27 protein-coding genes are annotated in these 21,404 nt (G+C 66.1%); 13 read left to right on the forward strand and 14 right to left on the reverse strand.

Annotated elements, in window-relative coordinates; all coding sequences use genetic code 11:
* The first annotated feature begins 14 nt into the window (after positions 1–14).
* Together E8M84_RS13715 and E8M84_RS13720 are read left to right on the forward strand one after the other, a co-directional pair.
* The gene (locus tag E8M84_RS13715; protein WP_240790381.1) at positions 15–725 is read left to right on the forward strand and encodes a GMC family oxidoreductase; all 711 of its coding nucleotides are present in this window, start codon (positions 15–17) and stop codon (positions 723–725) included.
* A 12-nt stretch (positions 726–737) separates the two neighbouring features.
* On the forward strand, positions 738–2,183 hold the full coding sequence (locus E8M84_RS13720) for a glycerate kinase (RefSeq protein ID WP_137111724.1): 1,446 nt from the start codon (positions 738–740) through the stop codon (positions 2,181–2,183).
* 205 nt (positions 2,184–2,388) lie between these two features.
* Here the strand turns inward: E8M84_RS13720 and E8M84_RS13725 are convergent, their stop codons facing one another.
* From E8M84_RS13725 to E8M84_RS13750, 6 genes are all read right to left on the reverse strand, one after another.
* Positions 2,389–3,132, reverse strand: a complete 744-nt coding sequence (locus E8M84_RS13725; RefSeq protein ID WP_137111725.1) for a sulfate/molybdate ABC transporter ATP-binding protein — start codon at positions 3,130–3,132, stop codon at positions 2,389–2,391.
* A 10-nt stretch (positions 3,133–3,142) separates the two neighbouring features.
* The gene (gene cysW, locus E8M84_RS13730) at positions 3,143–4,006 is read right to left on the reverse strand and encodes a sulfate ABC transporter permease subunit CysW (RefSeq protein ID WP_137111726.1); all 864 of its coding nucleotides are present in this window, start codon (positions 4,004–4,006) and stop codon (positions 3,143–3,145) included.
* Complete coding sequence (cysT, locus tag E8M84_RS13735; protein ID WP_137111727.1) at positions 3,999–4,835, reverse strand: sulfate ABC transporter permease subunit CysT; 837 nt, start codon at positions 4,833–4,835, stop codon at positions 3,999–4,001. Before cysT ends, cysW begins: the two co-directional genes overlap by 8 nt.
* A gap of 54 nt (positions 4,836–4,889) precedes the next feature.
* Positions 4,890–6,005, reverse strand: coding sequence for a sulfate ABC transporter substrate-binding protein (locus E8M84_RS13740; protein ID WP_394347424.1), 1,116 nt, complete (start codon positions 6,003–6,005; stop codon positions 4,890–4,892).
* Positions 6,006–6,094: 89 nt separating this feature from the next.
* On the reverse strand, positions 6,095–6,337 hold the full coding sequence (locus E8M84_RS13745; protein WP_137111729.1) for a hypothetical protein: 243 nt from the start codon (positions 6,335–6,337) through the stop codon (positions 6,095–6,097).
* Positions 6,338–6,530: 193 nt separating this feature from the next.
* On the reverse strand, positions 6,531–6,989 hold the full coding sequence (locus E8M84_RS13750; RefSeq protein ID WP_137111730.1) for an Rrf2 family transcriptional regulator: 459 nt from the start codon (positions 6,987–6,989) through the stop codon (positions 6,531–6,533).
* Between the two features lie 195 nt (positions 6,990–7,184).
* On the opposite strand from E8M84_RS13750, the gene E8M84_RS13755 reads away from it, so the two are divergent.
* From E8M84_RS13755 to E8M84_RS13765, 5 genes are all read left to right on the forward strand, one after another.
* Positions 7,185–7,658 (forward strand): Lrp/AsnC family transcriptional regulator, encoded by a 474-nt coding sequence (locus tag E8M84_RS13755; protein ID WP_137111731.1) that lies wholly within the window; start codon positions 7,185–7,187, stop codon positions 7,656–7,658.
* A gap of 111 nt (positions 7,659–7,769) precedes the next feature.
* Positions 7,770–8,339, forward strand: a complete 570-nt coding sequence (locus E8M84_RS13760) for an alpha/beta hydrolase (RefSeq protein ID WP_137111732.1) — start codon at positions 7,770–7,772, stop codon at positions 8,337–8,339.
* Positions 8,336–8,491, forward strand: a complete 156-nt coding sequence (locus tag E8M84_RS21490) for a hypothetical protein (RefSeq protein ID WP_170971935.1) — start codon at positions 8,336–8,338, stop codon at positions 8,489–8,491. Before E8M84_RS13760 ends, E8M84_RS21490 begins: the two co-directional genes overlap by 4 nt.
* Positions 8,492–8,503: 12 nt before the next feature.
* The gene (locus E8M84_RS21495; RefSeq protein WP_170971936.1) at positions 8,504–8,659 is read left to right on the forward strand and encodes a hypothetical protein; all 156 of its coding nucleotides are present in this window, start codon (positions 8,504–8,506) and stop codon (positions 8,657–8,659) included.
* Between the two features lie 136 nt (positions 8,660–8,795).
* The gene (locus E8M84_RS13765) at positions 8,796–9,353 is read left to right on the forward strand and encodes a DinB family protein (protein WP_137111733.1); all 558 of its coding nucleotides are present in this window, start codon (positions 8,796–8,798) and stop codon (positions 9,351–9,353) included.
* A gap of 75 nt (positions 9,354–9,428) precedes the next feature.
* Here the strand turns inward: E8M84_RS13765 and E8M84_RS13770 are convergent, their stop codons facing one another.
* Positions 9,429–10,295 (reverse strand): alpha/beta fold hydrolase, encoded by an 867-nt coding sequence (locus E8M84_RS13770; RefSeq protein WP_137111734.1) that lies wholly within the window; start codon positions 10,293–10,295, stop codon positions 9,429–9,431.
* 96 nt (positions 10,296–10,391) lie between these two features.
* On the opposite strand from E8M84_RS13770, the gene E8M84_RS13775 reads away from it, so the two are divergent.
* The 5 genes from E8M84_RS13775 (at position 10,392) to recR (ending at position 14,239) form a co-directional block, all read left to right on the forward strand.
* On the forward strand, positions 10,392–10,952 hold the full coding sequence (locus E8M84_RS13775) for a TetR/AcrR family transcriptional regulator (RefSeq protein WP_137111735.1): 561 nt from the start codon (positions 10,392–10,394) through the stop codon (positions 10,950–10,952).
* A 64-nt stretch (positions 10,953–11,016) separates the two neighbouring features.
* Positions 11,017–12,765: a DNA polymerase III subunit gamma/tau gene (locus tag E8M84_RS13780; RefSeq protein ID WP_137111736.1), complete on the forward strand. Its 1,749-nt coding sequence runs from the start codon at positions 11,017–11,019 to the stop codon at positions 12,763–12,765.
* Positions 12,762–13,223: an N-acetyltransferase gene (locus tag E8M84_RS13785; RefSeq protein WP_137111737.1), complete on the forward strand. Its 462-nt coding sequence runs from the start codon at positions 12,762–12,764 to the stop codon at positions 13,221–13,223. Before E8M84_RS13780 ends, E8M84_RS13785 begins: the two co-directional genes overlap by 4 nt.
* A 54-nt stretch (positions 13,224–13,277) precedes the next feature.
* Positions 13,278–13,631, forward strand: coding sequence for a YbaB/EbfC family nucleoid-associated protein (locus E8M84_RS13790; RefSeq protein ID WP_137111738.1), 354 nt, complete (start codon positions 13,278–13,280; stop codon positions 13,629–13,631).
* The gene (gene recR, locus E8M84_RS13795; protein WP_137111739.1) at positions 13,631–14,239 is read left to right on the forward strand and encodes a recombination mediator RecR; all 609 of its coding nucleotides are present in this window, start codon (positions 13,631–13,633) and stop codon (positions 14,237–14,239) included. Before E8M84_RS13790 ends, recR begins: the two co-directional genes overlap by 1 nt.
* A gap of 58 nt (positions 14,240–14,297) precedes the next feature.
* Here the strand turns inward: recR and E8M84_RS13800 are convergent, their stop codons facing one another.
* The 3 genes from E8M84_RS13800 to E8M84_RS13810 are packed head-to-tail and all read right to left on the reverse strand — an operon-like array spanning position 14,298 to position 16,774.
* Positions 14,298–14,954: an HAD family phosphatase gene (locus E8M84_RS13800; protein ID WP_137111740.1), complete on the reverse strand. Its 657-nt coding sequence runs from the start codon at positions 14,952–14,954 to the stop codon at positions 14,298–14,300.
* Positions 14,951–15,511: a 16S rRNA (guanine(966)-N(2))-methyltransferase RsmD gene (gene rsmD / locus E8M84_RS13805; RefSeq protein ID WP_137111741.1), complete on the reverse strand. Its 561-nt coding sequence runs from the start codon at positions 15,509–15,511 to the stop codon at positions 14,951–14,953. The genes E8M84_RS13800 and rsmD overlap by 4 nt, the downstream gene beginning before the upstream one ends.
* 60 nt (positions 15,512–15,571) lie before the next feature.
* Entirely contained in the window at positions 15,572–16,774 is a 1,203-nt protein-coding gene (locus E8M84_RS13810; RefSeq protein ID WP_137111742.1) for an NAD(P)/FAD-dependent oxidoreductase, read from the reverse strand.
* A gap of 89 nt (positions 16,775–16,863) precedes the next feature.
* Here E8M84_RS13810 and E8M84_RS13815 point away from each other — a divergent pair, with 89 nt between their 5' ends.
* On the forward strand, positions 16,864–17,349 hold the full coding sequence (locus E8M84_RS13815; RefSeq protein WP_137111743.1) for a peroxiredoxin: 486 nt from the start codon (positions 16,864–16,866) through the stop codon (positions 17,347–17,349).
* Between the two features lie 93 nt (positions 17,350–17,442).
* Here the strand turns inward: E8M84_RS13815 and E8M84_RS13820 are convergent, their stop codons facing one another.
* The 4 genes from E8M84_RS13820 to E8M84_RS13835 all read right to left on the reverse strand — a co-directional run bounded on the left by E8M84_RS13820 (position 17,443) and on the right by E8M84_RS13835 (position 21,394).
* The gene (locus E8M84_RS13820) at positions 17,443–17,817 is read right to left on the reverse strand and encodes a hypothetical protein (protein ID WP_240790382.1); all 375 of its coding nucleotides are present in this window, start codon (positions 17,815–17,817) and stop codon (positions 17,443–17,445) included.
* 9 nt (positions 17,818–17,826) lie between these two features.
* Positions 17,827–18,600 carry a DUF6478 family protein gene (locus E8M84_RS13825; protein ID WP_137111744.1) on the reverse strand — a complete coding sequence of 258 codons (774 nt, stop codon included), beginning with the start codon at positions 18,598–18,600 and terminating at the stop codon, positions 17,827–17,829.
* A gap of 6 nt (positions 18,601–18,606) precedes the next feature.
* Positions 18,607–20,340: a dihydroxy-acid dehydratase gene (ilvD, locus tag E8M84_RS13830; RefSeq protein WP_137111745.1), complete on the reverse strand. Its 1,734-nt coding sequence runs from the start codon at positions 20,338–20,340 to the stop codon at positions 18,607–18,609.
* Between the two features lie 85 nt (positions 20,341–20,425).
* The gene (locus E8M84_RS13835; protein ID WP_240790383.1) at positions 20,426–21,394 is read right to left on the reverse strand and encodes a hypothetical protein; all 969 of its coding nucleotides are present in this window, start codon (positions 21,392–21,394) and stop codon (positions 20,426–20,428) included.
* Positions 21,395–21,404: the final 10 nt, after the last annotated feature.

Consider the following 21,404-nt stretch of genomic DNA (forward strand, 5'->3'; position numbering starts at 1 on the left):
TGCCTTTACGACGAATGACTGCGTTCACGGGCCATGAAAGCCTGGACAAATATCGAAAGCCGCACATGGCGGCTTGGGCTGGCCTGCAATACGCGCTGTTTCGCACGGGGCCAGTGGCAAGCAATGTCGTCGAGGGCGGCCTTTTCTGGTATTCGGGCGACGATCGGTCAATACCGGACCTGCAATTTCACTTCCTTGCCGGAGCGTCGGCCGAGGACTGCGTGGCGGGCGTAACGCCGGGTCGATCGGGCATCACCCTTAACTGCTACGGCCTGCGCCCGAAGGCGCGCGGGACGGTCCGGCTCTCGTCAGCAGACCCCGATCATCCGTCGCTTATTGACCCCAACTTCATGGGCCATCCCGATGACCTGGAAATGACAGTTCAGGGCCTCAAGACGAGCCTTGAAATCTTCGCGCAGCCTGCCCTCTCCAAATACGTCCGCAAGGTGGTCCTGCCCGACGACTCGCTCCGCAGCGACGACGATCTGCGCAGCTTCGTGCGCAATCACTGTCGCACATCGTATCATCCGGTCGGGACCTGCCGGATGGGATCCGACGACAAGAGCGTGGTCGACACGCATCTGGTGCTGCGCGGGTTCGAGGGGTTGCGGGTCTGCGACAGCAGCGTTTTCCTAAGCCTGATCGGATCGAACACCAACGCCCCGACGGCCATGCTTGCCGAGAAGGCTAGTGATCTGATTTCCGGCAACGTACGGACTCGCTGAGGGATCGCAACGATGCCTCTACCAAGTGATCCTCGTGCCTTCCTCACCCACCTCTTCCAGGTGGCGGTTGCAACGGCTGATCCGATGCGGGTGGTCGCCCCACATTTGCCCGAACGACCGAAAGGACGCGTCCTCGTCATCGGTGCTGGCAAAGCCAGCGCCCGAATGGCCGAAGCGGCTGAGGCTGCTTGGGGACCATGCGAAGGGTTGGTCATTGCGCGCTACGGCTATGGCCGTCCCTGCCAGGGGATCGAGATTGTCGAAGCCGCCCACCCTGTTCCCGACGCATCTGGCGAGGCGGCCACCCGACGCCTGCTGGCCCTAGTCAAGGACCTTGGGCCGGAAGATCTTGTGCTGGCGTTGATCTCTGGCGGAGGGTCCTCCCTTCTCTGCGCCCCGGCCGACGGGCGCACCCTCGCGGACAAAGTTGCGGTCAACCGCGCGCTCCTCGCCTCGGGCGCACCCATTGCCGAGATGAACGTGGTCCGAAAGCACCTCAGCCGGGTCAAGGGCGGGCAACTTGCCGCTGCGTGCCACCCAGCGCAGCTATTGACCTTACTTATCTCAGACGTGCCGGGCGACGATGCAAGCCAGATTGCGTCAGGGCCGACGCTAGGCGAACCCAGTCTGCCGTCCGAAGCGTTGGCAATCATCGACCGTCACCGCATCGAAGTCCCGACGTCGGTGCGCAGTCTCTTGCAGCAGCCGTGCCGCGTGGTGGCACCCGAGGATGCCCGTCTAGCCCGCGCGGAGGCGAGGATCATCGCCGCGCCCTCCCAGTCACTCTCCGCCGCCGCCAGCGCTGCCGGGACCGCAGGGTGCCGGGTTCGCAGTCTGGGCGACGCTCTGGAAGGCGAGGCGCGCGACCTCGGCGCGGCGCAAGCTCGGCTGGCCTTTTCTCTCCGGTCGGAAGTCAGGGCCAGCGGCCAGCCCCTCGTTCTCCTCTCAGGCGGCGAATGCACGGTCACTCGGCGCGACAATGGCATCGGCGGACCGAATTCAGAGTTCGCCCTGGCCGCCGCCCTGACCCTGAACGGCGCAGAAAGTATCCATGTCCTCTTCTGCGATACAAATGGTGTGGACGGCGCTGCAGAGATTGCAGGCGCATGCGTCAGCCCTGGCACACTAGCCGCAGCAAGGCGGGCCGGCGTGGATCCTGCATCCGCGCTTGCCGGCAACGACGCACACACACTCCTAGCTGCAGTTTCCGGGCAAATCGTTACTGGGCCTACCCTCACCAACGTGAACGATTTCCGCGCGATCCTGATAACTCCATCAGCTGAGTTGAGGCTGTTGCCTTGGCAACACCTCGATGCGGATAGGCGACGACGGTGCCAGAAACGACTGGTGGCGTGGACCGGTATCGCCAAACCAAAATCCATGGGAAGTTCGGGGGCGGGGAAATTTGCTGCATCACGGCAGTGGAGGATTCGGGCATCCCCGATTGAGTGGGGCTGAACGCATACCCATCTTGGTCGTCACATTTCTCTAAGACTTCGTGCTCGCACAAAGTCCCAAGATTCATCATGCACTCCGCACCCGACCACCTGGAGCCAGGAAGGTAAGTATCTCACGGGACCAACTTCATAAGAGACGATATGACTAACCCATATCGGAACACTGCCACCTCACGCTTTTTCGCCGACCGCATCCACGACCTTGCTCACACGAAGTCGCAGGCGCTGATGAACTCCTTGACGAACGGAGTTGCGGGTTTGGCGCGGATGTCCTGGGGTTTGCCGATCTGTTCGATCTTGCCGCCTGTGGTCGAGCCGGACATGACGACGACAAGGTCGGCAAGTTCCATTGCCTCGTCCTGGTCGTGGGTGACGAAGACCGTGGTGAGGCCGGTGGTGTCGTGGATGTCGCGCAGGCCCTGACGGAGTTCCTTGCGCACCTTCGCATCCAGCGCGCCGAAGGGTTCATCGAGGAGGAGCATGCGGGGCTCGATCGCCAGCGCGCGGGCTAGCGCCACACGCTGCCGCTGGCCGCCGGAGAGCTGCGAAGGATAACGCGCGCCGATATCGGGCAACTGGATCAGCTCCAGAAGCTTGGTCACCCGACGGGAAATCTCGGCCCTGGTCGGGCGACTGGCACGGGGACGAGCGTTCAGGCCGTAGGCGATGTTGTCGAAGACGGTCATATGGCGGAAGAGCGCGTAGGACTGGAACACGAAGCCCGCGCGGCGGTCCTGCACGCTCAGTCCTGTCGCATCGACACCGTCGAAAATGACCCTACCCGAAGTCGGGAACTCCAGCCCGCCGAGGATGCGCAGAAGCGTCGTCTTGCCCGAGCCGGAGGGGCCGAGGAGCGCCACCAATGCGCCCGAGGGGATCGCCAGCGACACCGGGGTCAGCGCAGCGGTGGTGCCGAAGCTTTTCGAGATTTCGTCGATTTCGATATGCATTGTGTCCCCCTTAATGGCGGCGGCTGGCGGCAAGCGCGTCGGCGTGCCGGATTTCAAGGAAGGTCTTCAGGCCAAGCGTCAGGAAGGCAAGGAAGGCAAGGACCGCCGCCAGCGCGAAGGCCGCGACCGACATGTATTCGTTGTACAGCATCTCGATGGTGATCGGCATCGTGGCAGTCTGGCCCCGGATCTTGCCGGACACGACGGCCACTGCCCCGAACTCACCCATCGCGCGGGCATTGCAGAGAAGGACGCCATACAGCAGCGCCCAGCGTATGTTCGGCAGGGTCACAGTCAGGAAAGTGCGCCAACCGCTTGCGCCCAGGGTCAGGGCCGCCTCTTCCTCGGCCCGGCCCTGTTCGATCATCACCGGGATCAGCTCTCGCGCGACGAAGGGGAAGGTCACGATCATCGTGGCCAGCACGATGCCCGGCAAGGCGAAGACGATGGGATAGCCTGCCTCGACGAGGCTGGCGCCGATCCAGGTGTTCGCGCCGAAGGTCAGGACGACGCAGAGGCCGACGGCGACGGGCGAGACGCTGAACGGCAGGTCGATCAGGGTGATCAGGAAGGCCTTGCCGCGAAAGTCGTACTTGGTGATGAACCAGGCCGCCGCTACCCCGAAGATCGCGTTCAGGGGCACCGCTATGGCCGCGACGGTCAGGGTCAGGCGGATGGCCGCCAGCGCTTCGGGCTCAGCCAAGGAGGTGACTGCTTCGACCCAGCCCTTGCGCAGCGCCTCGTAGAACACGGCGATAAGCGGCGCGAACAGGAGGAGCACCAGCACCGCCAGCACCGTGACGGTCAACGCGATGCGGAACGCCGGGCTATCCTCGCTGGCCGGGCGGAAGGTTGTCGGGGTGATTTCAGACATATCCGATCCTCCGGCGGCTCCAGACCTGAACACCGTTGATGACGAAGAGCATGACGAACGAGATCACCAGCATCGCGATGCCGATTGCCGTGGCGCCCTCGTAGTTGAACTCTTCCAGTTTGATTACGATGAGAAGCGGTGCGATCTCGGTCTGCATCGGCAGGTTGCCCGCGATGAAAATCACGCTGCCGTATTCCCCGACCGCCCGCGCCAGTGCCAGCGCAAAGCCGGTCAGCGCGGCGGGGGCCAGCATTGGCAGGATAACATGGCGGATCGTGTGCAACCGGGTTGCACCAAGGGTGGCGCTCGCTTCCTCGACCTCACGTTCGATCTCGTCGATGACCGGTTGGACGGTGCGAACGACAAAGGGCAGGCCCACGAAGATCAGCGCGATGAAGATGCCGGTTTGCGTGTAGGCGATCTTGAAACCGAGGTCGCGAGCCAAGGCCCCGAAGGCCCCGTTCGGTGCGTAAAGCGCAGTCAGGGCGATGCCCGCGACAGCGGTTGGCAGGGCAAAGGGCAGGTCGACAGCCGCGTCGATCAACCGGCGGCCGGGAAAGCGGTAGCGTCCCAGCACCCAGGCCAGTGCCACGCCGAAGACCAGGTTGAAGGCGGCCGCCAGGAAGGAGAGCCGGAACGAGAGCCAAAGCGAGGCCCAGATCCGCGGGGTGTTGACCTCGGTCCAGAGCCGATCGGGTCCGGCCAAGGCACCATTCAACAGAAGCGCCCCGATTGGCAAGAGGACCACCAGGGACAGAAGCGTGAGGGTGATCCCCGCACTGATCCCGAGGCCCGGGATCGGGGAGCGATGGATAAGGGGGCGGCGCATCGGTTGTCCTTTGCAGGGCGGGCCGGCTGGGATGCCGGCCCGAAGGGGTTGCGCTTACTGCGTAAGGTAGATCTGGTCGAAGACCCCGCCGTCGGCGAAGTGCTTGGCCTGAACCTCCGACCATCCGCCGAACGAGGCGATGTCGACGAGGTCAAGCTCCGGGAAGCGGGCGACATCTTCCGGAGCGGCTTTTGACGTATCCCAGCCGCGATAGTAGTTCGCGAAGATGATCGCCTGTGCCTCGGGGGTGTAGAGGAAGTTCAGGTAGGCCTCGGCCAGCTTGCGCTGATCTTCGGTCTTGATGTTGCCCTCCACCAGCGCGACCGGCGGTTCGGCAAGGACCGAAACCGAAGGCACGACGATGTCGAACTGATCCTCGCCCAATTCGTTCAGCGCAAGGTAGGCCTCGTTTTCCCACGCCAGCAGCACATCACCGATGCCCCGCTGGGCGAAGGTGGTGGTCGAATCCCGCGCGCCCTTGTCCAGGACGGGCACATGTTCGAACAGCGCCTTGACGAAGGCCTGCGGGTCCTGGCCGTTCTTTTCCGCCCAGGCCCAGGCGGCCAGGTAGTTCCAGCGCGCCCCGCCCGAGGTCTTCGGGTTCGGCGTGATCACCTCGACGCCCTCGGCGGTCAGATCGCCCCAGTCGTTCAGTCCCTTGGGGTTCCCCTCCCGCACCAGGAACACGATGGTCGAGGTATAGGGCGAGGAGTTGTGCGGCAGCTTCGACTGCCAGTCGGCGGGCAGCTTGCCCTCGGCGGCGATCTTGTCGATGTCGCCCGACAGGGCCAGCGTGACGACCTGCGCTTCCAGCCCCTCGATCACTGCACGGGCCTGGCTTCCCGATCCCCCATGCGATTGCTCGATGGTCGGCGCTTCATTGCCCTGCGCCGTCCACCACGCAGTGAAGGCCTCGTTGATGTCCTTGTAAAGTTCCCGCGTCGGGTCGTAGCTGACGTTCAGCAGGCTCTCCGCCGCAACCGGGGCCGGTGCCGCACCGAGGCCCAGCACCGCAAGCGCCGCCGCTGTGGCAAAGCCCTTCAGGCGGGTGACGGGCCAGCCGGTCAGTCGGCGCAGACCGTCGGCGATAGTAACGCGACCGTCGTCGTGGTGCCCGGTTACCGGGCCCTGAGCCGTGACGGTTCCGGCGACTGTGATGGTGGCAAGCACGGCATTCTCCTTAAGATCCTGCGGCGCACGCAGGGGAATGGGGCGGTAGGGCACCAGCCCCAGGATGGATTGCGGCAGATGCAGCGCGGTCATGCGGCACCCCCAATCGGCTCGACCCGGGCTTCCCAGACGCCGGCGTCACGGCCGGACAGAAGCTCGGCGATGGCCTCGACGGGATTGCGGGTGAACAGCACCAGCGGGCTTCCGTTGACCCGGTGGGTCAGCCCGGTACGCCGGTCGACAAGGCGAACGGCACAGGCTTGACGAAGGGGCTGGGTCACGGCGGTCGGCGCCTGGTCCGACGCAATGCGGGGGAACGCGGCTGCGGTCATCGGTCATCTCCTTCGCTTGGCGGCAAGGCCCAGTGCCCGGCCGATGCCCAAATAACGACAGAGGCAGTCGAGTATTGCAAAGGAATATTCACGCTAAATTCAGTCGTGATTATAGAAGATTATTCTCCGTCCGCCCGCGCCTGATGCGGCGGACTAATCGATGGGATTCATAAGGAAATCAGCGCCTTCCGGCCTACTGCGCCGCGCCCATCACCTGATCCGCCACCGCGCCGGACTTAAGCATGTCCTCCAGCGTCAGCGAGTCGATGATGACCAGGTAAGACCAGAACACCTCGGCAAAGACCTTGCGGATGCGGCAGGTGGCCTCGTCGGTGCAATCCTCGCAGCGCTGGTAGGCCCGCCGCGACAGGCAGGGCAGTGGCGCGATGGGGCCGTCGATTGTGCGCAGAAGTTCCGAGATCGAAATCTCGGCCGGGCGCTTCAAGAGGCTATAGCCGCCCGACCGACCCCGGGTCGAAGCGATCACGCCCGCATTGCGCACTTCCAGCAGGATATGCTCCAGAAACCGCTTCGGCGTTCCGGACCGCTTGGCGATTTCCTCGATGGTCAACGCCAGCGGCCGGTCCTTGGCGGCCTCGTCGCCCAGAACCAGAAGTGCCTTAAGCGCATATTTCATCTTCTGCGTGATCATGCCCGAAGGCTACGCCCGCGAATGTCGAGAATCAATGTCGCGATTCCCGTACCGGGTACGAAGGCGAGGTAGTGTTTCCCGAAAATCGCAGCAAAATCCGAAGAAAAACAATGCGCATCAAATACACGATAAACACTGTAGACATTTTAGTGATTTCCGTCATGCTTCTGGCTGACTTGGCCGAAAGGACGCGACATGACCGACCTCGACCTGATCGACCGCAAGATCGTCGCCGAGCTGATGCGCGACGCGACGCTGCCCATTGCGCAGATCGCCGACAAGGCCGGGCTGTCGCAGACCCCGGCCTGGAAGCGGATCCAGAAGCTGGAGGCCGCTGGCGTGCTGACCGGTCGGGTGGCCCTTGCCAACCCGGCCAAGCTTGGCTTTGGCTTGACCGTCTTCGTCGGCATCGAGGCGCCAGACCATTCCTCGACCTGGCGCGAAACTTTTGCCACCGTGGTCGAATCGACCCCCGAGATCATGGAAGTCTACCGGATGGCGGGAGAGCTCGACTACCTCCTCCGCGTCTCGGTGCCCGACATGGCGGCCTATGATGCTCTGTACAAGCGGCTGACCGACGCGGTGCCGATCAAGAACGTAACCAGCCATTTCGCGATGGAGCGGATGAAGTTCACCACCGCCTATCCAGTCGACACCCGATCACGCTGACGGGCAGGCAGAGAATAATCTTCCCTTTCTGCGCCCATCTTTGGAACCCGAATACACGACAATTCCGCTAGATTTTTTGCAAGCCCGAGTCGCAGTCTAAGGAGGCACAAGATGACCAAGACCCTGATCGTTCCTGGCCTTGACGGCTCGCCCGACCCGCACTGGCAGCATTGGTGGGCCGCGACCGATCCGATGGCGCTGATGGTCGACCTGTCCGACGCCTCGCGCCCCGTTCCCGCCGTGTGGGAGACGGAACTCGCCTCAACGATCCTGCATCATCCCGATTGCATCCTTGTCGGCCACTCGCTGGGCGCAGTGCTGGTCGCGCGCATCCTTACCAAATGGCCCCAACTGCGGGTCCGTGCCGCCCTGCTGGTCGCCCCGGCTGAAACGGCGGGCAGTGACCGCATCGGTCACTTCGGCCCGATTCCCGAACGATCGCTGGATATCCCCGCCATGGTCGTGGCCAGCCGAAACGACCCTTGGATGCGCTTCACCCGCGCAAGGGGGCTGGCGCTGGAATGGGAGGCGGATCTGATTGATCTCGGCTTCGCAGGCCACATCAACGTCGCCTCGGGCTTCGGACCCTGGCCCGAAGGCAAGGTCCTGCGCGACCGCCTCATGCTCGCATCTTCCGTGCATCCTCAGCGCGCAGCGGCTGGCCGGAGGGTCGCGCTGTGAAGGCCCTTCTCCGCCAGCCGCATCAGGGACCTTCCGGCTACCTTGCCCTGACCCTGTTCCTTTTGGCCTATGCCGCGACTTTGGCTTTGGTGATCGCCCCGGACGAGGTCACCTCGGCGCTTTCCGCGCCCATCTCAGCAACGACTGATTGAAGGGAAAGCATGATGATCGACGGACGCTTCGACCAACACTTTGCCGAAGTTTTTGCGGCCAGCAATGCCGAAGATGACCCTCAATTCGCGCGGGTGCTGCGGAGGATTGTGCTTGTAGCCAGTCTTCTCGGGTTCGTCGCCGCGGCTGGGGCTGGTTTTCTGGGCTGACCATTTAATGACAATGTCGCCCCGGGCGCCGGCCTTGCCGATACTGCCGAAAATCGAGGTGTCCGAAGCGACTGCAAAAGTCTAAGGTCAACCCGCGCCCTGTCGTCCGGCCCTTCCATTGTCCAGCGTTTCCGAATTGACCGACCCTTGCCGCACCTTCCGCAAACTTGCCCAGGCCAACCGACTGGCCAATGCCCGCCTGCACCTCGCTTGCGCGCACCTCGATCCCGCCGAACTGACTGCGCCGCGCCCGGCCTTCTTCGGGTCGATCCAGAAGACGCTGAACCACATCCTGATGGTCGACCGCTTCTACCTGAACGCGCTCCTCGGCCGCGCTCTGAACCGCGCCGATCTGGATGAAGCGACCTTCTGCCCCGACCTTGCAACCCTTTCCGCCTGGCAAGCGGCTTCGGACGAAGCGCTTCTCGCCCATGTCGAAAGTCTGACCCCTGATAGTCTGGTCCAGATCGTCGCCATCGACCGCGGCGCCCGCATCCAGCATGACCGCCGTGACGACGTGCTGTCGCATCTGTTCCAGCACCAGACCCACCACCGCGGGCAGGTTCATGGCCTCCTCTCCGCCACGTCGGTGAAGCCGCCGCAACTGGACGAGTTCATCGTCGGCGACGACGCCGCCGCCCGGGCCGAGGACATGGGCCGCCTCGGCTGGTCCGAAGCCGACCTGATGCGCTAGAGCCCTCCTCGTTCGACGTCGTCTCCTCGTCGGTCGCCCCAGCGAGGAGGAACGAAGTCCCCGACAAGCCGTCCCTCAATCCAGGATCGCGGGCCACAGCACCGCGTTACGACGGCTGAAGGGCGGGATATGCCCGATGCTTGCCAGCCCGAAATCCGCTGGCCGCAGCACCTTCTGTTCCTTCATCGCCTCGGGATACAGCGCCCGCGCGCGCCACACCGCTTGCGGCGGCACCAAGTCGTCATCCGCCACCGCAATCATCCGCAGCCGCGCCGTCACCCGGGCCGGATCGGGCAAGGGCAAAGTCCGCCCCACGTCCGACAGATGCCAGCCGCGCGTGATGCACCAGCGCCGCCAGTCCTCATAAACCCCGAGTGGCAGGTCGGCACCAAGGCCAACCATCCGGCCCGGCAGATAGCCCGCCGTCGCCGCCAGGGCCCGGACCGGAGGTGACCAGAACACCCGCGCCTTCCACTGATAGCGCCAGGGATGGTCGCTGACATGGGTCAGCCCCGCACCAATGGTGATCGCACGGGCGACCCGCCCCATCGCGGCGTGCCAACCCATCCAGAGGCCTCCGACGGAATGGCCCAGCACCCACAGCGGCGTGTCGGGATACATCCGCGCCAGCGCGGCCAGCGCCGCCGCCTGATCCAGCCGACCCCAGTCCGCCAGGGTCGCCTTCGACCCGCGCATCGGCCGTCGCAACGAACAGCCGAAATCCCGGTAGTCATAGGTCAGGACCGCCAGGTCCCTTTCACGCGCGGCCCAGTCGGCGAAGCCCCGGTAGAACCCGGCGGGGGCGCCCGTCGCCCCGTGCAGGACCAGCGCGGCGCGTGGCGTCCCCTTCGGCCGCACGATCCGGCCGCGCAGGACCGCCCCGTCACTGGGAATATCCAGGTCTTCGGCATCCTGCCCCACCTGCAGCGTCGCATCCAGCATCGCCAGCTCCGTCGATTAGACCGATTGGTCTAGTAGCATGACTGGACCGATCGGTCTAGACTTTTCCGCAGCCGCGTCACCGCCTATGTTCGGACCATGACCGACGAACCCTCCACCCGCGACCGCCTGGTTCAGGCCGCCACGCGCCTGTTCCGCCAGCGCGGCTATGACGGCACCGGCCTGACCGAGATCCTGACCGAGGCCGGGGTTCCCAAGGGCTCGCTCTATCACCACTTCCCCGACGGCAAGGCAGACCTCGCCTGCGCCGCCGCCGACTGGACCGCGTCCGAAATCATCCGGGTGATCGACGACAGCTTCCGCGCAGCCCCCGACTGGCGGCACGGGGTGACGACCTTCTGCTACAAGATGGCCAAGCTGTTCGACATCCTGAACAGCGCCGACGCCTGCCCGATCTTCGGCCTGTTGTTCGAAGGCCCCGACCACGACCGTTTTCGTGCTCAGGCCGAACAGTCCTTCGACCGCATCATCGCCGCCGCCGCCCGCTATGGTCAGGCTTTGGGCATGTCGCCCGACACCGCGCATGACGCGGCCGAGACCTTCATCATCGGCTTCCAGGGCAGCTGGACCCTTGCCCGCACCCGCCGCAAGTCCGACGTGCTGCGTGGCCTGCCTGCACGGCTTTACGGCCCCGCCTGACCGCCTTCCCGGTGGACCTTCCGCCCCCCGCACCCTAGTCTGTCGCCCGAGTCACGAGGGTTCCATGTCCGACGAGAAAGCCTACCAGGTCCTTGCCCGCAAGTACCGCCCGCAGACCTTTGCCGACCTCATCGGTCAAGAGGCGATGGTCCGCACCCTGAAGAACGCTTTCGCCGCCGACCGGATCGCGCATGCCTTCGTGATGACCGGCGTGCGCGGGGTCGGCAAGACGACCACGGCCCGGATCATCGCCAAAGGGCTGAACTGCATCGGCCCTGACGGCACTGGCGGACCCACGACCGAACCCTGCGGTGTGTGCGAGCCCTGCCGGGCGATCACCGAAGGCCGCCACGTTGACGTGATGGAGATGGACGCGGCCTCGCGCACTGGGGTGGGCGACATCCGCGAGATCATCGACTCGGTCCACTACCGGGCGGCATCCGCGCGGTTCAAGGTCTACATCATCGACGAAGTGCACATGCTGTCGACGGCGGCCTTCAACGCACTTCTCAAGACGTTGGAAGAACCCCCCGCCCACGTCAAATTCATCTTCGCCACCACCGAAATCCGCAAGGTCCCGGTCACCGTCCTGTCGCGCTGCCAGCGGTTCGACCTGAAACGGATCGAACCCGAGGTGATGATGGCCCACCTCGCCCGCGTGGCCGATCTGGAAAGCGCCAAGCTTGCGCCAGAGGCCTTCGCCCTCATCACCCGCGCCGCCGAAGGGTCGGTCCGCGACGCGATGAGCCTGATGGACCAGGCCATTGCGCATGGTGCGGGGGAAACCTCGGGCGACCAGGTCCGCGCGATGCTTGGACTGGCCGACCGGGGCCGGACGCTGGACCTGTTCGACATGATCATGCGGGGCGACGCGGCAACTGCCTTGTCCGAACTGTCGTCGCAATATGCCGACGGCGCCGACCCGATGGCGGTGCTGCGCGATCTGGCAGAAATCACCCACTGGATATCCGTCATCAAGATCAACCCGGCTTCGGCCGAGGACCCGACCACGCCGCCCGACGAACAGACCCGTGGCCAGGACATGGCCGCCCGCCTGCCGATGCGGGCGCTGACCCGGATGTGGCAGATGCTGCTGAAGGCCATCGAAGAGGTCGCGCTGGCCCCGAACGCGATGATGGCAGCCGAGATGGCGGTGATCCGCCTGACCCATGTCGCTGACCTGCCCGACCCGGAAACGCTGGTGAAGAAGCTGCAAGACAGCCCGCGTCCCCCGCCGATGCCAGGCGGCGCGCCCGCCGGTGGCGGTGGTGGCACCGTGCACAGCCCGCGCCTTGCCCCCGTCCACTCTGCGCCGACCCGCGGCCCGACAATGACCGCCGCTGCCCCGGCGGTTGCCGAAAGCCAGCTGCAGGTCTTTGCCACCTTCCCGCAGGTGGTCGAGCTTATCCGGTCCAAGCGCGACATCCTTTTGTTGAACGAGGTCGAGATGGGTCTCCGCCTCGTCCGCTACTCTCCCGGCCGGATCGAGTTCGAACCCGCGCCCGGCGCGAAACCGGACCTTGCCGCCCGGCTTGGCCAACGCCTGCAAGGCTGGACCGGCGCGCGCTGGGGTGTGTCGGTCGTCTCCTCCGGTGGTGCCCCGACGATTGCCGAACAGCGCGATCGCGAACTGGCCGAGGTCCGGTCTGAAGCCGAAGGCAACCCCCTGGTGCAGGCGGTCTTCTCTGCCTTCCCCGGCGCCCGGATTGCCGAGGTCCGCTCTCCCGAAACCATCACCGCCGCCGCTGCCGAGGCCGCCCTGCCCACCGCCGAACCCGAGGTGGACGAAGGCTGGGACCCGTTCGAGGAATGATCCGCCGCGCCACAGCGGATGACGCGGCAACCCTTGCGCGGCTGAACGCTCATGTGCAGGGCTGGCACGCCGCGCATTACCCCGAGGCGTTCCACCCCCATCCCGACCCTCAGGCCCTGACCGCCTGGTTCGCCGAACGCCTTGCCGACCCCTCCTGCACCGCCTTCTTGTCGGGCGATCCGGCCACGGCCTACGCGCTCTGCCAGCTTCACACCCGCGACCCGTCGATCTTTTCGCCCGGCTACCGCCGCCTGATGGTCGACCACATCTCCGTCGCCCCCGAAGCCCGCCGCCAGGGCCAGGGCCGCGCCCTCCTTGCCGCTGCCCGCGCGCTCGCCCGCGACCTCAAGGCCGGCGAGATCATGCTCGACACCTGGGAAGCGAACACCGAGGCCCATGCCTTCTTCCGCGCCAACGGGTTCCAACCCCGCCGAATGCTGTTCCGCGCCACGCCCTGAGCTTGCGCCACTGCCACGCAACCCGTATCTCTGACGAAACGGATGGAGAACGACATGCTGAAAGGTCTCGGGAACCTGGGCGGCCTTGGCGACATGGCCAAGATGATGAAGGCAGCTCAGGAAATGCAGGGCAAGCTGGCCGAACTGAACGAGGAACTGGCCCGCACCGTCGTCATGGGCGAAGCCGGGGCGGGTCTGGTCAAGGTCCGCGCCACTGCCAAGGGCGACATCACCGGGCTCGACATCGACCCGATCATCCTGGTCGCCTCGGAAAAGGAAGTGGCCGAGGACCTGATCCTCGCCGCCGTGCGCGACGCCCTGCAGCAGGGCAAGCTGCGCACCGAACAGGAGATGGGCAGGCTTGCCACCGAACTCGGCATCCCGCCCGGAATGAAGCTTCCCACCTGATGCCCTCGGGACCTGCTGACGAAACCGGGATTGAGGCGCTGATCGACCTGATGGCGCGTCTGCCGGGCCTTGGTCCGCGCTCGGCCCGCCGGGCTGTCCTGACCCTTCTGAAGAAGCGCGCGCAGCTGATGGCCCCGCTGGCCCAGTCGCTGGCCGAGGTCGCGCTGGCCGCCAAGGACTGCCGGATCTGCGGCAACATCTCCACCAGCGACATCTGCGGCATCTGCGCAGATCCGGCCCGCGCGACCGGGGAAATCTGCGTCGTCGAGGATGTGGCCGACCTCTGGGCAATGGAACGCGGCAAGGTGTTCCGTGGCCGCTACCACGTTCTGGGCGGCACGTTGTCTGCGCTGGATGCCATCGGCCCGGACGAGCTTGGCATCCCCCGCCTTGCCGCCCGTGTGACGGATGAAGGCATCCGTGAGGTGATCCTGGCGCTGAACGCCACCGTCGACGGCCAGACCACCGCGCATTACATCGCCGATGCGCTGGCCGGGACCGACGCGCAGATCACCACGCTGGCCCAGGGCGTGCCCATCGGGGGTGAGCTTGACTACCTCGACGACGGCACCATCGGCGCGGCCCTCCGCGCCCGCCGCAGGATTTGACGCCACCGCTCGCCGCTGACCTCCCGACGAGACGCCGAAGGCGCACGAGGAGGCGGCTCTAAACCCCAAGCAGCCCCGGCAAGTCCGCCATCCGGTGAAACAGCGGCACGCCCAGCGCGGTCAGAGCCCGCGCGCTTGGCGTCTCGGCCCCATGCTCGGCATAGCCCAGCACCCGCATCCCCGCCGCCAGCCCGGCCCGCGCGCCAGAGGCGCTGTCCTCGATCACGACACAGCCCGCCGGGTCCGCCCCGCAGGCCGCCGCCGCTTGCAGATAGACATCCGGAAAGGGCTTTGGCGCGCCGATGGCCTGACCCGACAGCACGACGCGAAACCGGTCCATCAGCCCGTGCTGCCCCATCGTGATCTGCATCTTCTGCATCGAGCCGTTGGACCCCATCGCATAGGGCACACCCGCCGCATCCAGCCGGTCCAGCACCTCGGTCACCCCCGCGACCAGCGGCACCCCTGCGGCCAGCATCGCATACATCCGGTCATAGAACCGGGCCACCCAGTCCTCCGGCAACCGCGCCCCCGCCTCCCGCGCACGGGCCGCAACCATCTCGACCGTCCCGCCGACAAAGCGGGTCTCGAACTCTTCCAGCGACAACGGCAGGCCATGCGCGGCCAGCTCTTCGACGAACAGAAGAAAGCTTGGCTTCTCGCTGTCGACGATCACCCCGTCACAGTCGAACAGGACAGCTTGCGGATGAGTCATGCGGGCGCTTTCAACAGGGTTACGACAGTGTCGCCATACTTTCTATGGTCCACCATCGCAAACCCCTGCGGCACCGCCAGAGCCGCGCCTTCTTCCCAGACCACCATCGCCCCCGGGGTCAGCCAGCCGCCCCGCAGCGCCGCCGCCAGCGCCACCTCGCCCAACCCCTTGCCATAGGGCGGGTCGAGGAACACCAGCCCGAACGGCGCACCTGCATTCGCCCCAAGCTTCCGCGCATCCTGCCGGATCACCCGCGTCTCGCCCTCGGCCTGCAGCTTCGCGATGTTCGCCCGGACCAGCGCCAGCGCCTTCGCGCCATCATCGACGAAAGTCACCGCCGACGCTCCCCGGCTCAACGCCTCAAGGCCCAAGGCCCCGGTCCCCGCGAACAGATCCAGCACCCGCGCGCCCGTGACCGGGTTGCCATGCGCGTTGATGAGAAGGTTGAAGATCGCCTCGCGCACCCGGTCCGAGGTTGGCCGCAGATGGGCAGCCTGATCCCCCTCGCCAACCTCGGCCAGCTTCAACCCACGACGGCTGCCACCAATGATCCGCATGTCCGCTCCGCGCGTGTCTCCCCTCTCCCATTTGGGGAGAGGGGTCGGGGGTGAGGGGGGTCAGCCCTTCAGAAGCGCCTTCAGGTCGGGGGTCGAGACGATGACCTCGGCCGCCGGGGACTTGCCCATCTCGATCAGCCGCTTGCCGACCATATAGGCCCGGCTGTCGTTCATCGCATCCACCGCCAGCAGGTCCTCGCCCCGGTAGTACCAGAAGCTGACCGCCTCTCCCTCGCCCTTCCGGGTGACGACCCGGTCATAGCCGATGTTGAGGCCCGCAATCTGTAGCTTCAGGTCGTACTGATCCGACCAGAACCACGGCTTCGCCCGATAGGGCTGGCCCGCCCCCAGGATGTTCCCCGCCACTGCCTCGGCCTGGTCGATGGCATTGCCCACCGATTCCAGCCGGATGCGGCCACCTTTCCACGGAAAGGACGCGCAATCCCCTGCCGACCAGATCGACGGGTCCGAGGTGCAGCCCATCTCGTCGGTGGCGATCCCGTTGTCGATCACCAGCCCGGCCGCCTCGGCCAGTTGGGCGTTCGGCGTGATGCCGACCCCCACGATCACGAAGTCCGCCGGCAGCGTCCGCCCGTCCTTCAGAAGCGCGCCCTCGACCCGGTCATCGCCGACCAGCCGGTCCAGACCCGTGGACTCCAGCACCTTCACCCCATGCGCCTGATGCATCGACCGCACGAAATCCGAAGTTTCCGGCGCCGCCACCCGTTGCAGGATTCGCGGCGCCATCTCCAGCACCGTGACGTCGAGGCCCAGCTTCGAAGCCACCGCCGCCGCCTCAAGCCCGATATAGCCGCCACCGACGATGATGACCTTGCGACCCGGCTGGAACTCGCCCCGCATCGCATCGACATCGGCCAGAGTACGGACGGTGTAGACCCCCTCCAGCCCGCCACCGATGGCTGCGGGCAGGCGGCGCGGCGTCGAGCCCGTGGTCAGTGCCAGATGGTCATAGCTGAGGGCCTCGCCCCCGACCGTCACCGTCTTGGCCACCGGGTCGATCCCGGTCACCGGCTGACCCAACCGCAGCTCGACTCCCTGCTCCGCCCAGAACTCGGGCGCACGCAGCCACAGCCGGTCTTCCTCCATCTCGCCCAGCAGATAGGCTTTGGACAGTGGTGGCCGCTGGTAGGGCGGGGCCGGCTCGTCGCCCAGAACGATGATCTCGCCCGCATGTCCCAGCGCCCGCAGCTTTGCCGACAGTGCCGCGCCCGCCTGCCCCGCCCCCACGATCACCACGCGCATCGCCGTCCCCCTCTGGCATGTTCCGCGCCGGACCCTATAACCCAAGGCATCACAGGTGCAACGCGCCAACACAGAAAGGACTGCCGAAAATGACGATTGCCGAAGGCTCGAAACTTCCCGACGCCACCCTTCTCCGGATGGGCGAAAACGGGGCCGAGACGGTCAGCCTTGCCGACAGGCTCAAGGGCCGCAAAGTGGTGATCTTCGGCCTGCCCGGTGCCTATACCGGCACCTGTTCCACCGCGCATGTCCCCAGCTTCATCCGCACCGCCAAGAAGTTCGCCGAAAAGGGCGTGGACGAGATCATCTGCGTCGCCGTCAACGACCCCTTCGTGATGAAGGCCTGGGGCGAGGCGACCGGGGCCACCGCCGCCGGGATCACCATGCTGGGCGACGCGGATGCCAGCTTCACCAAGGCCATCGGCCAGCCGTTCGACGTGCCGCACCTCGGCTTCTTCAACCGGTCCAAGCGCTATTCGCTTCTGGCCGAGGACGGGGTGGTGACGAAGTTCAACCCGGAAACTGGCACCGGCTGCGAGATTTCGGCAGGCGAGCACCTCTTGTCGCAACTCTGACGGATCGCTCGTCGTCGACTTCGTCGCTCCTCGCTGGCGTCAGCCCTCCGAGGAGTAGACGAAGGCGCACGACGAGGCCGTCGCCGGGGGGCGTCACCCCTCGCGGACGTGCCGCTGGAAGGCACGTTTCAGAAGGTCCAGCTCGGCCCTCAGCAGGCTGACTTCGGCCCGGATGTCTTCCTCCAGCGGCTGCCCCGCGACCAGGGTGAACTGCGCCAGCGTCTGGCCCCCGGACTGCAGGACAAAGGTCTGCACCCCCTCGTTCAGGGCCCAGGCCGGGATCGGCACCCGCACGGCGAACTGCCCGGCCTTCCCCGGCACCGGCGTCACCTCGACCCCTTCGACCGCCCGGCCCGCATGCAGTGCCGCTACCGCAGGCGCATCTGTGTCCGCACCGCTCAGCAGGCCTTCCCAGACCCCGTCGGCAATCCGGACCTGGACCAGCATCATCTTGGTCGCCTCGGTCATCCTGTCCCCTTACAACTCGGCCCGAGGCCGGCGGCTGATCAGCAGGTCCCGGATCACGATGCGCGTCATCGCGACGTCGTTCAGGATCAGGTCGACCCAGGCGCGTTCCACCCGCTTTTCGTTCATGTCGGCATAGGCAAGGTCGAATTCAGCCAGCTTGTCGCGACCCTCCTGCGGCAGGCTGCTGACTGGCTGCGACAGGTTCGGCCCGTGCTTGATGTTCAGCCTCGCATAGCCGCGCAATGGGGTTTCCGTGTCGATCACCATCTCGACCCGCACTAGATGCCGCGCCTTCAGGCCCTCGACCGCCGCTTCGGGCAGGTTCATCGCCAGCGACAGGAAGGTGCCCTTGAAGCCGAAGATGTCGATGGCCAGCCCATAGGGCGCCCGGTCCTCGGCCTTGTCGTTGCGGACCTGCCGCACCACGACCTCGCCCAGGGCGCAGTCGTGATACAGCGCCAGGTTCTCGCCGATCGCGGTCCGGTCCGACTGGGCGACCGCCCCCGGCTCGGCCAGCGCCCCGCGCCACAGGTCGGGACGCCAGGCCCAGTCGGTGCCCAGAGGCATCTGGGGCAGGCCCGATTGCAAGGCCGGAACCGCCATCCGGGCGTCCGCCGCCTGCATGACCCGGTCGAGATGGCGCCGCAAGCCGCGCGCTTCGGCCCGCAAGGCGCGGACCTCGAAGCTTTCCAGATCGCCAACGGCCCCCGCCAGCCGCGCCCAGCGCTGTTCGGCCCGGCGCTGATGCCAGCCTTCCAGAAACTGCCCGACGCGACCGGCCATGACGCCTTACTGGTCCATGTAGACGTGGCTTTCGCCCTTGCCGCCCGGATGCGTCACCGCCCCCCAGCGCGCACCGCCGCAGAGCTTGGCGAACTTGTGCACCGCACCAGAGGTATAGGCCGTCTTGCGCGGTCCCTTCCACTCGGCCTTGCGCTTGGCCAGTTCCTCATCCGACAGCGCCACCGACAGTTCGCCCGTGACCGCGTTCAGCGTGATGATGTCGCCTGTTTTCAGCAGGGCAATCGGCCCGCCATGCGCCGCTTCCGGCCCGACGTGACCCACGCAGAAGCCCCGCGTCGCGCCAGAGAACCGGCCATCGGTGATCAGCGCCACTTTCTTGCCCATGCCCTGACCCGACAGCGCCGCCGTGGTCGCCAGCATCTCCCGCATCCCCGGGCCGCCTGCCGGGCCTTCGTTGCGGATAACGATGACCTCGCCTTCCTTGTATTCCCGCGCCTTGACGGCGGCGAAGGCGTCTTCCTCACACTCGAACACCCGCGCCGGGCCGGTGAACTTCTGCTCGGCCTCGGTCATGCCTGCGACCTTCACGATGGCCCCGTCGGGCGCAAGGTTGCCCTTCAGGCTGACCACGCCGCCCGTCTTGGTGATGGGCGAGCCGATGTCATAGATCACGCGACCGTCCGCCTCGCCGCGGATCTCGTCCAGGCTTTCGCCCAGCGTCTTGCCGGATGCGGTGATGCAGTCGAGGTGCAGAAGCCCCGCTTTCGCCAGCTCCTTCATCACCACGGCCACACCGCCCACTTCGTGCAGGTCCTTGGCGACATACTTCCCGCCCGGACGCAGGTCGACGAAGTAAGGCGTGTCTTTCATGCAAGCCGCCACGTCGAACAGGTCAAAGTCGATCCCCGCCTCATGCGCAATTGCGGGCAGGTGCAGCGCCGCGTTGGTGGAACCACCCGTGCAGCCGACGACGCGGGCCGCGTTCTCCAGCGACTTCCGCGTCACGATGTCCCGCGCGCGGATGTTCTTCTCGATCAAGTTCATGACAGCCACGCCCGAAGCCTCGCAGAACTGGTCGCGGGACTCATATGGCGCCGGGGCGGACGACGAGTTGAGCAGCGCCAGCCCGATCGCTTCCGACACGCAGGCCATCGTGTTCGCGGTATACTGCGCGCCGCAGGCACCGCTGGACGGGCAGGCCACTCGCTCCATGATTTCCAGTTCCGCGTCCGACAGGTTCCCGGCCTGGTGCTTGCCCACGGCCTCGAACATGTCCTGCACGGTGATGTCCTGGCCATTGTAGCGGCCGGGCAGGATCGACCCGCCATAGATGAACACACTGGGGACATTCAGGCGAACCATCGCCATCATCATCCCCGGCAGGGACTTGTCGCAACCCGCAAGCCCCACGATCGCGTCATAGCAATGCCCGCGCATCGTCAGTTCCACAGTGTCCGCAATCGCATCGCGCGAGGCCAGCGAGGACCGCATCCCCTCATGCCCCATGGCGATCCCGTCGGTCACGGTGATCGTCGTGAACTCGCGCGGGGTGCCGCCGCCCTTCTTCACGCCATGCTTCACGACCTGAGCCTGCCGGTTCAGCGCGATGTTGCAGGGGGCTGCTTCGTTCCAGCAGGTGGCGACGCCGACCCAGGGCTGGTGGATTTCCTCTTCCGTGATGCCCATCGCGTAGAAATAGCTGCGGTGCGGCGCACGGGCTGGGCCCTCGGTCACATGGCGGCTGGGAAGCTTCGACTTGTCGAAACGCTGATTGGTCATGACGGCTCCTTGCGGGCAATGGGCATGCGTTGGCTCGCCGCAAGGGATAAAGGCCCGCCCCGCCCGGGGCAAGCCGATTTGGGCCTCAGGGACCGCTGCCGTTGATCGCGACGGTCGCACTTTGCATCAGACCGTCAAGTTGCAGACGCAACCCGTCGACGAGGCCGACATAGGCTTTCAGCACGCCAGCCAGCGCCGGCACCGCCTCTGCCAGGGCATCGGCGCTGATGTAAAGCGCGGCCCCGACAATCGCGAGCGTCATCACCAGAAGGAAACCGCTGCGGAAGCTGCTGCGCCCTTCCGTCGCGACGTCACCCGGCTCGTCAGCTGCCGTGTCGATCAGTTGCTCGCTGGGCCGCAGCGTCGAGTTGATCTCTTCAACATCCGGCAGTCGGGTCCGGCGTCCGGCAAGCTTGTCATCCGCATCCTCGGCTGGCGCCACGGTGTCCGCATCGGTGCTGATGACCTCGACCGGCTTTTTCTTCACCGCCGGGGCGGACTCGATCCCCAGGTCGGCCTGCACTTCTAGTGGCTTCCCGACATCGGACTTCCGCGCCAAAGCCTCGCGCTCGGCCTCCTCGCGCAGGATCGCCAGCACTGACTCGTCCACCGCATAGGCGGCCGGTGCCGCCGCCGCAGCCGCCGGAGGATCACCCGTCAGGTCCTCATCCGCATCCGTCTCGACCGGCTGCACCACAACCGGATCGGCGGCAACGGATGCTGCCATCGGTGCCGGGTCTGCACTCGCCGCGACAATCTCGACCTTGGGCTCTTCAACCGGGTCCGGCTCGGCCTGCACCTCGACAACCGGCTCGACCGTCGGCTCCACGACTGGCTCCACGACCGGCTCGATGGCCGCCGCAGGGGCATCCGGCTCCACGGCCTCGGCCCTTACCTCAGGCTCCGGCTCGACGGGTTCGACCACAGGGGCAGTGTCCGCCACAGGTGTCGGTTCCGGCACTGGCGCAGGCTCTGGCTCAGGGACCTTGGCACTTGGCGGCGCAACCACCGGGGCCGCCGCCACCGTCTCTGCAACCGCCGCGCGTGAGCGCATCTGATACCAC

This window comes from Rhodobacter sp. SY28-1, from assembly GCF_005222785.1.
Lineage (GTDB): Bacteria > Pseudomonadota > Alphaproteobacteria > Rhodobacterales > Rhodobacteraceae > Tabrizicola.

Excerpts from the sequence above, each read along its gene's own strand:
- E8M84_RS13810 (WP_137111742.1), bottom strand. The coding sequence starts at position 16,774 with ATGCGCGTGGTGATCGTGGGGGCGGGGCAGGCGGGCGCGGCACTGTCG.
- E8M84_RS21495 (WP_170971936.1), top strand. The coding sequence starts at position 8,504 with ATGATCGACGGACGCTTCGACCAACACTTTGCCGAAGTTTTTGCGGCC.
- E8M84_RS13800 (WP_137111740.1), bottom strand. The coding sequence starts at position 14,954 with ATGACTCATCCGCAAGCTGTCCTGTTCGACTGTGACGGGGTGATCGTC.
- E8M84_RS13775 (WP_137111735.1), top strand. The coding sequence starts at position 10,392 with ATGACCGACGAACCCTCCACCCGCGACCGCCTGGTTCAGGCCGCCACG.
- E8M84_RS13760 (WP_137111732.1), top strand. The coding sequence starts at position 7,770 with ATGACCAAGACCCTGATCGTTCCTGGCCTTGACGGCTCGCCCGACCCG.
- E8M84_RS13770 (WP_137111734.1), bottom strand. The coding sequence starts at position 10,295 with ATGCTGGATGCGACGCTGCAGGTGGGGCAGGATGCCGAAGACCTGGAT.
- E8M84_RS13785 (WP_137111737.1), top strand. The coding sequence starts at position 12,762 with ATGATCCGCCGCGCCACAGCGGATGACGCGGCAACCCTTGCGCGGCTG.
- rsmD (WP_137111741.1), bottom strand. The coding sequence starts at position 15,511 with ATGCGGATCATTGGTGGCAGCCGTCGTGGGTTGAAGCTGGCCGAGGTT.
- E8M84_RS13745 (WP_137111729.1), bottom strand. The coding sequence starts at position 6,337 with ATGACCGCAGCCGCGTTCCCCCGCATTGCGTCGGACCAGGCGCCGACC.
- E8M84_RS13750 (WP_137111730.1), bottom strand. The coding sequence starts at position 6,989 with ATGATCACGCAGAAGATGAAATATGCGCTTAAGGCACTTCTGGTTCTG.
- cysT (WP_137111727.1), bottom strand. The coding sequence starts at position 4,835 with ATGCGCCGCCCCCTTATCCATCGCTCCCCGATCCCGGGCCTCGGGATC.
- E8M84_RS13755 (WP_137111731.1), top strand. The coding sequence starts at position 7,185 with ATGACCGACCTCGACCTGATCGACCGCAAGATCGTCGCCGAGCTGATG.
- E8M84_RS13715 (WP_240790381.1), top strand. The coding sequence starts at position 15 with ATGACTGCGTTCACGGGCCATGAAAGCCTGGACAAATATCGAAAGCCG.
- E8M84_RS13790 (WP_137111738.1), top strand. The coding sequence starts at position 13,278 with ATGCTGAAAGGTCTCGGGAACCTGGGCGGCCTTGGCGACATGGCCAAG.
- ilvD (WP_137111745.1), bottom strand. The coding sequence starts at position 20,340 with ATGACCAATCAGCGTTTCGACAAGTCGAAGCTTCCCAGCCGCCATGTG.
- E8M84_RS13835 (WP_240790383.1), bottom strand. The coding sequence starts at position 21,394 with ATGCGCTCACGCGCGGCGGTTGCAGAGACGGTGGCGGCGGCCCCGGTG.
- E8M84_RS13820 (WP_240790382.1), bottom strand. The coding sequence starts at position 17,817 with ATGACCGAGGCGACCAAGATGATGCTGGTCCAGGTCCGGATTGCCGAC.
- E8M84_RS13725 (WP_137111725.1), bottom strand. The coding sequence starts at position 3,132 with ATGCATATCGAAATCGACGAAATCTCGAAAAGCTTCGGCACCACCGCT.
- recR (WP_137111739.1), top strand. The coding sequence starts at position 13,631 with ATGCCCTCGGGACCTGCTGACGAAACCGGGATTGAGGCGCTGATCGAC.
- cysW (WP_137111726.1), bottom strand. The coding sequence starts at position 4,006 with ATGTCTGAAATCACCCCGACAACCTTCCGCCCGGCCAGCGAGGATAGC.
- E8M84_RS13780 (WP_137111736.1), top strand. The coding sequence starts at position 11,017 with ATGTCCGACGAGAAAGCCTACCAGGTCCTTGCCCGCAAGTACCGCCCG.
- E8M84_RS13720 (WP_137111724.1), top strand. The coding sequence starts at position 738 with ATGCCTCTACCAAGTGATCCTCGTGCCTTCCTCACCCACCTCTTCCAG.
- E8M84_RS13815 (WP_137111743.1), top strand. The coding sequence starts at position 16,864 with ATGACGATTGCCGAAGGCTCGAAACTTCCCGACGCCACCCTTCTCCGG.
- E8M84_RS13825 (WP_137111744.1), bottom strand. The coding sequence starts at position 18,600 with ATGGCCGGTCGCGTCGGGCAGTTTCTGGAAGGCTGGCATCAGCGCCGG.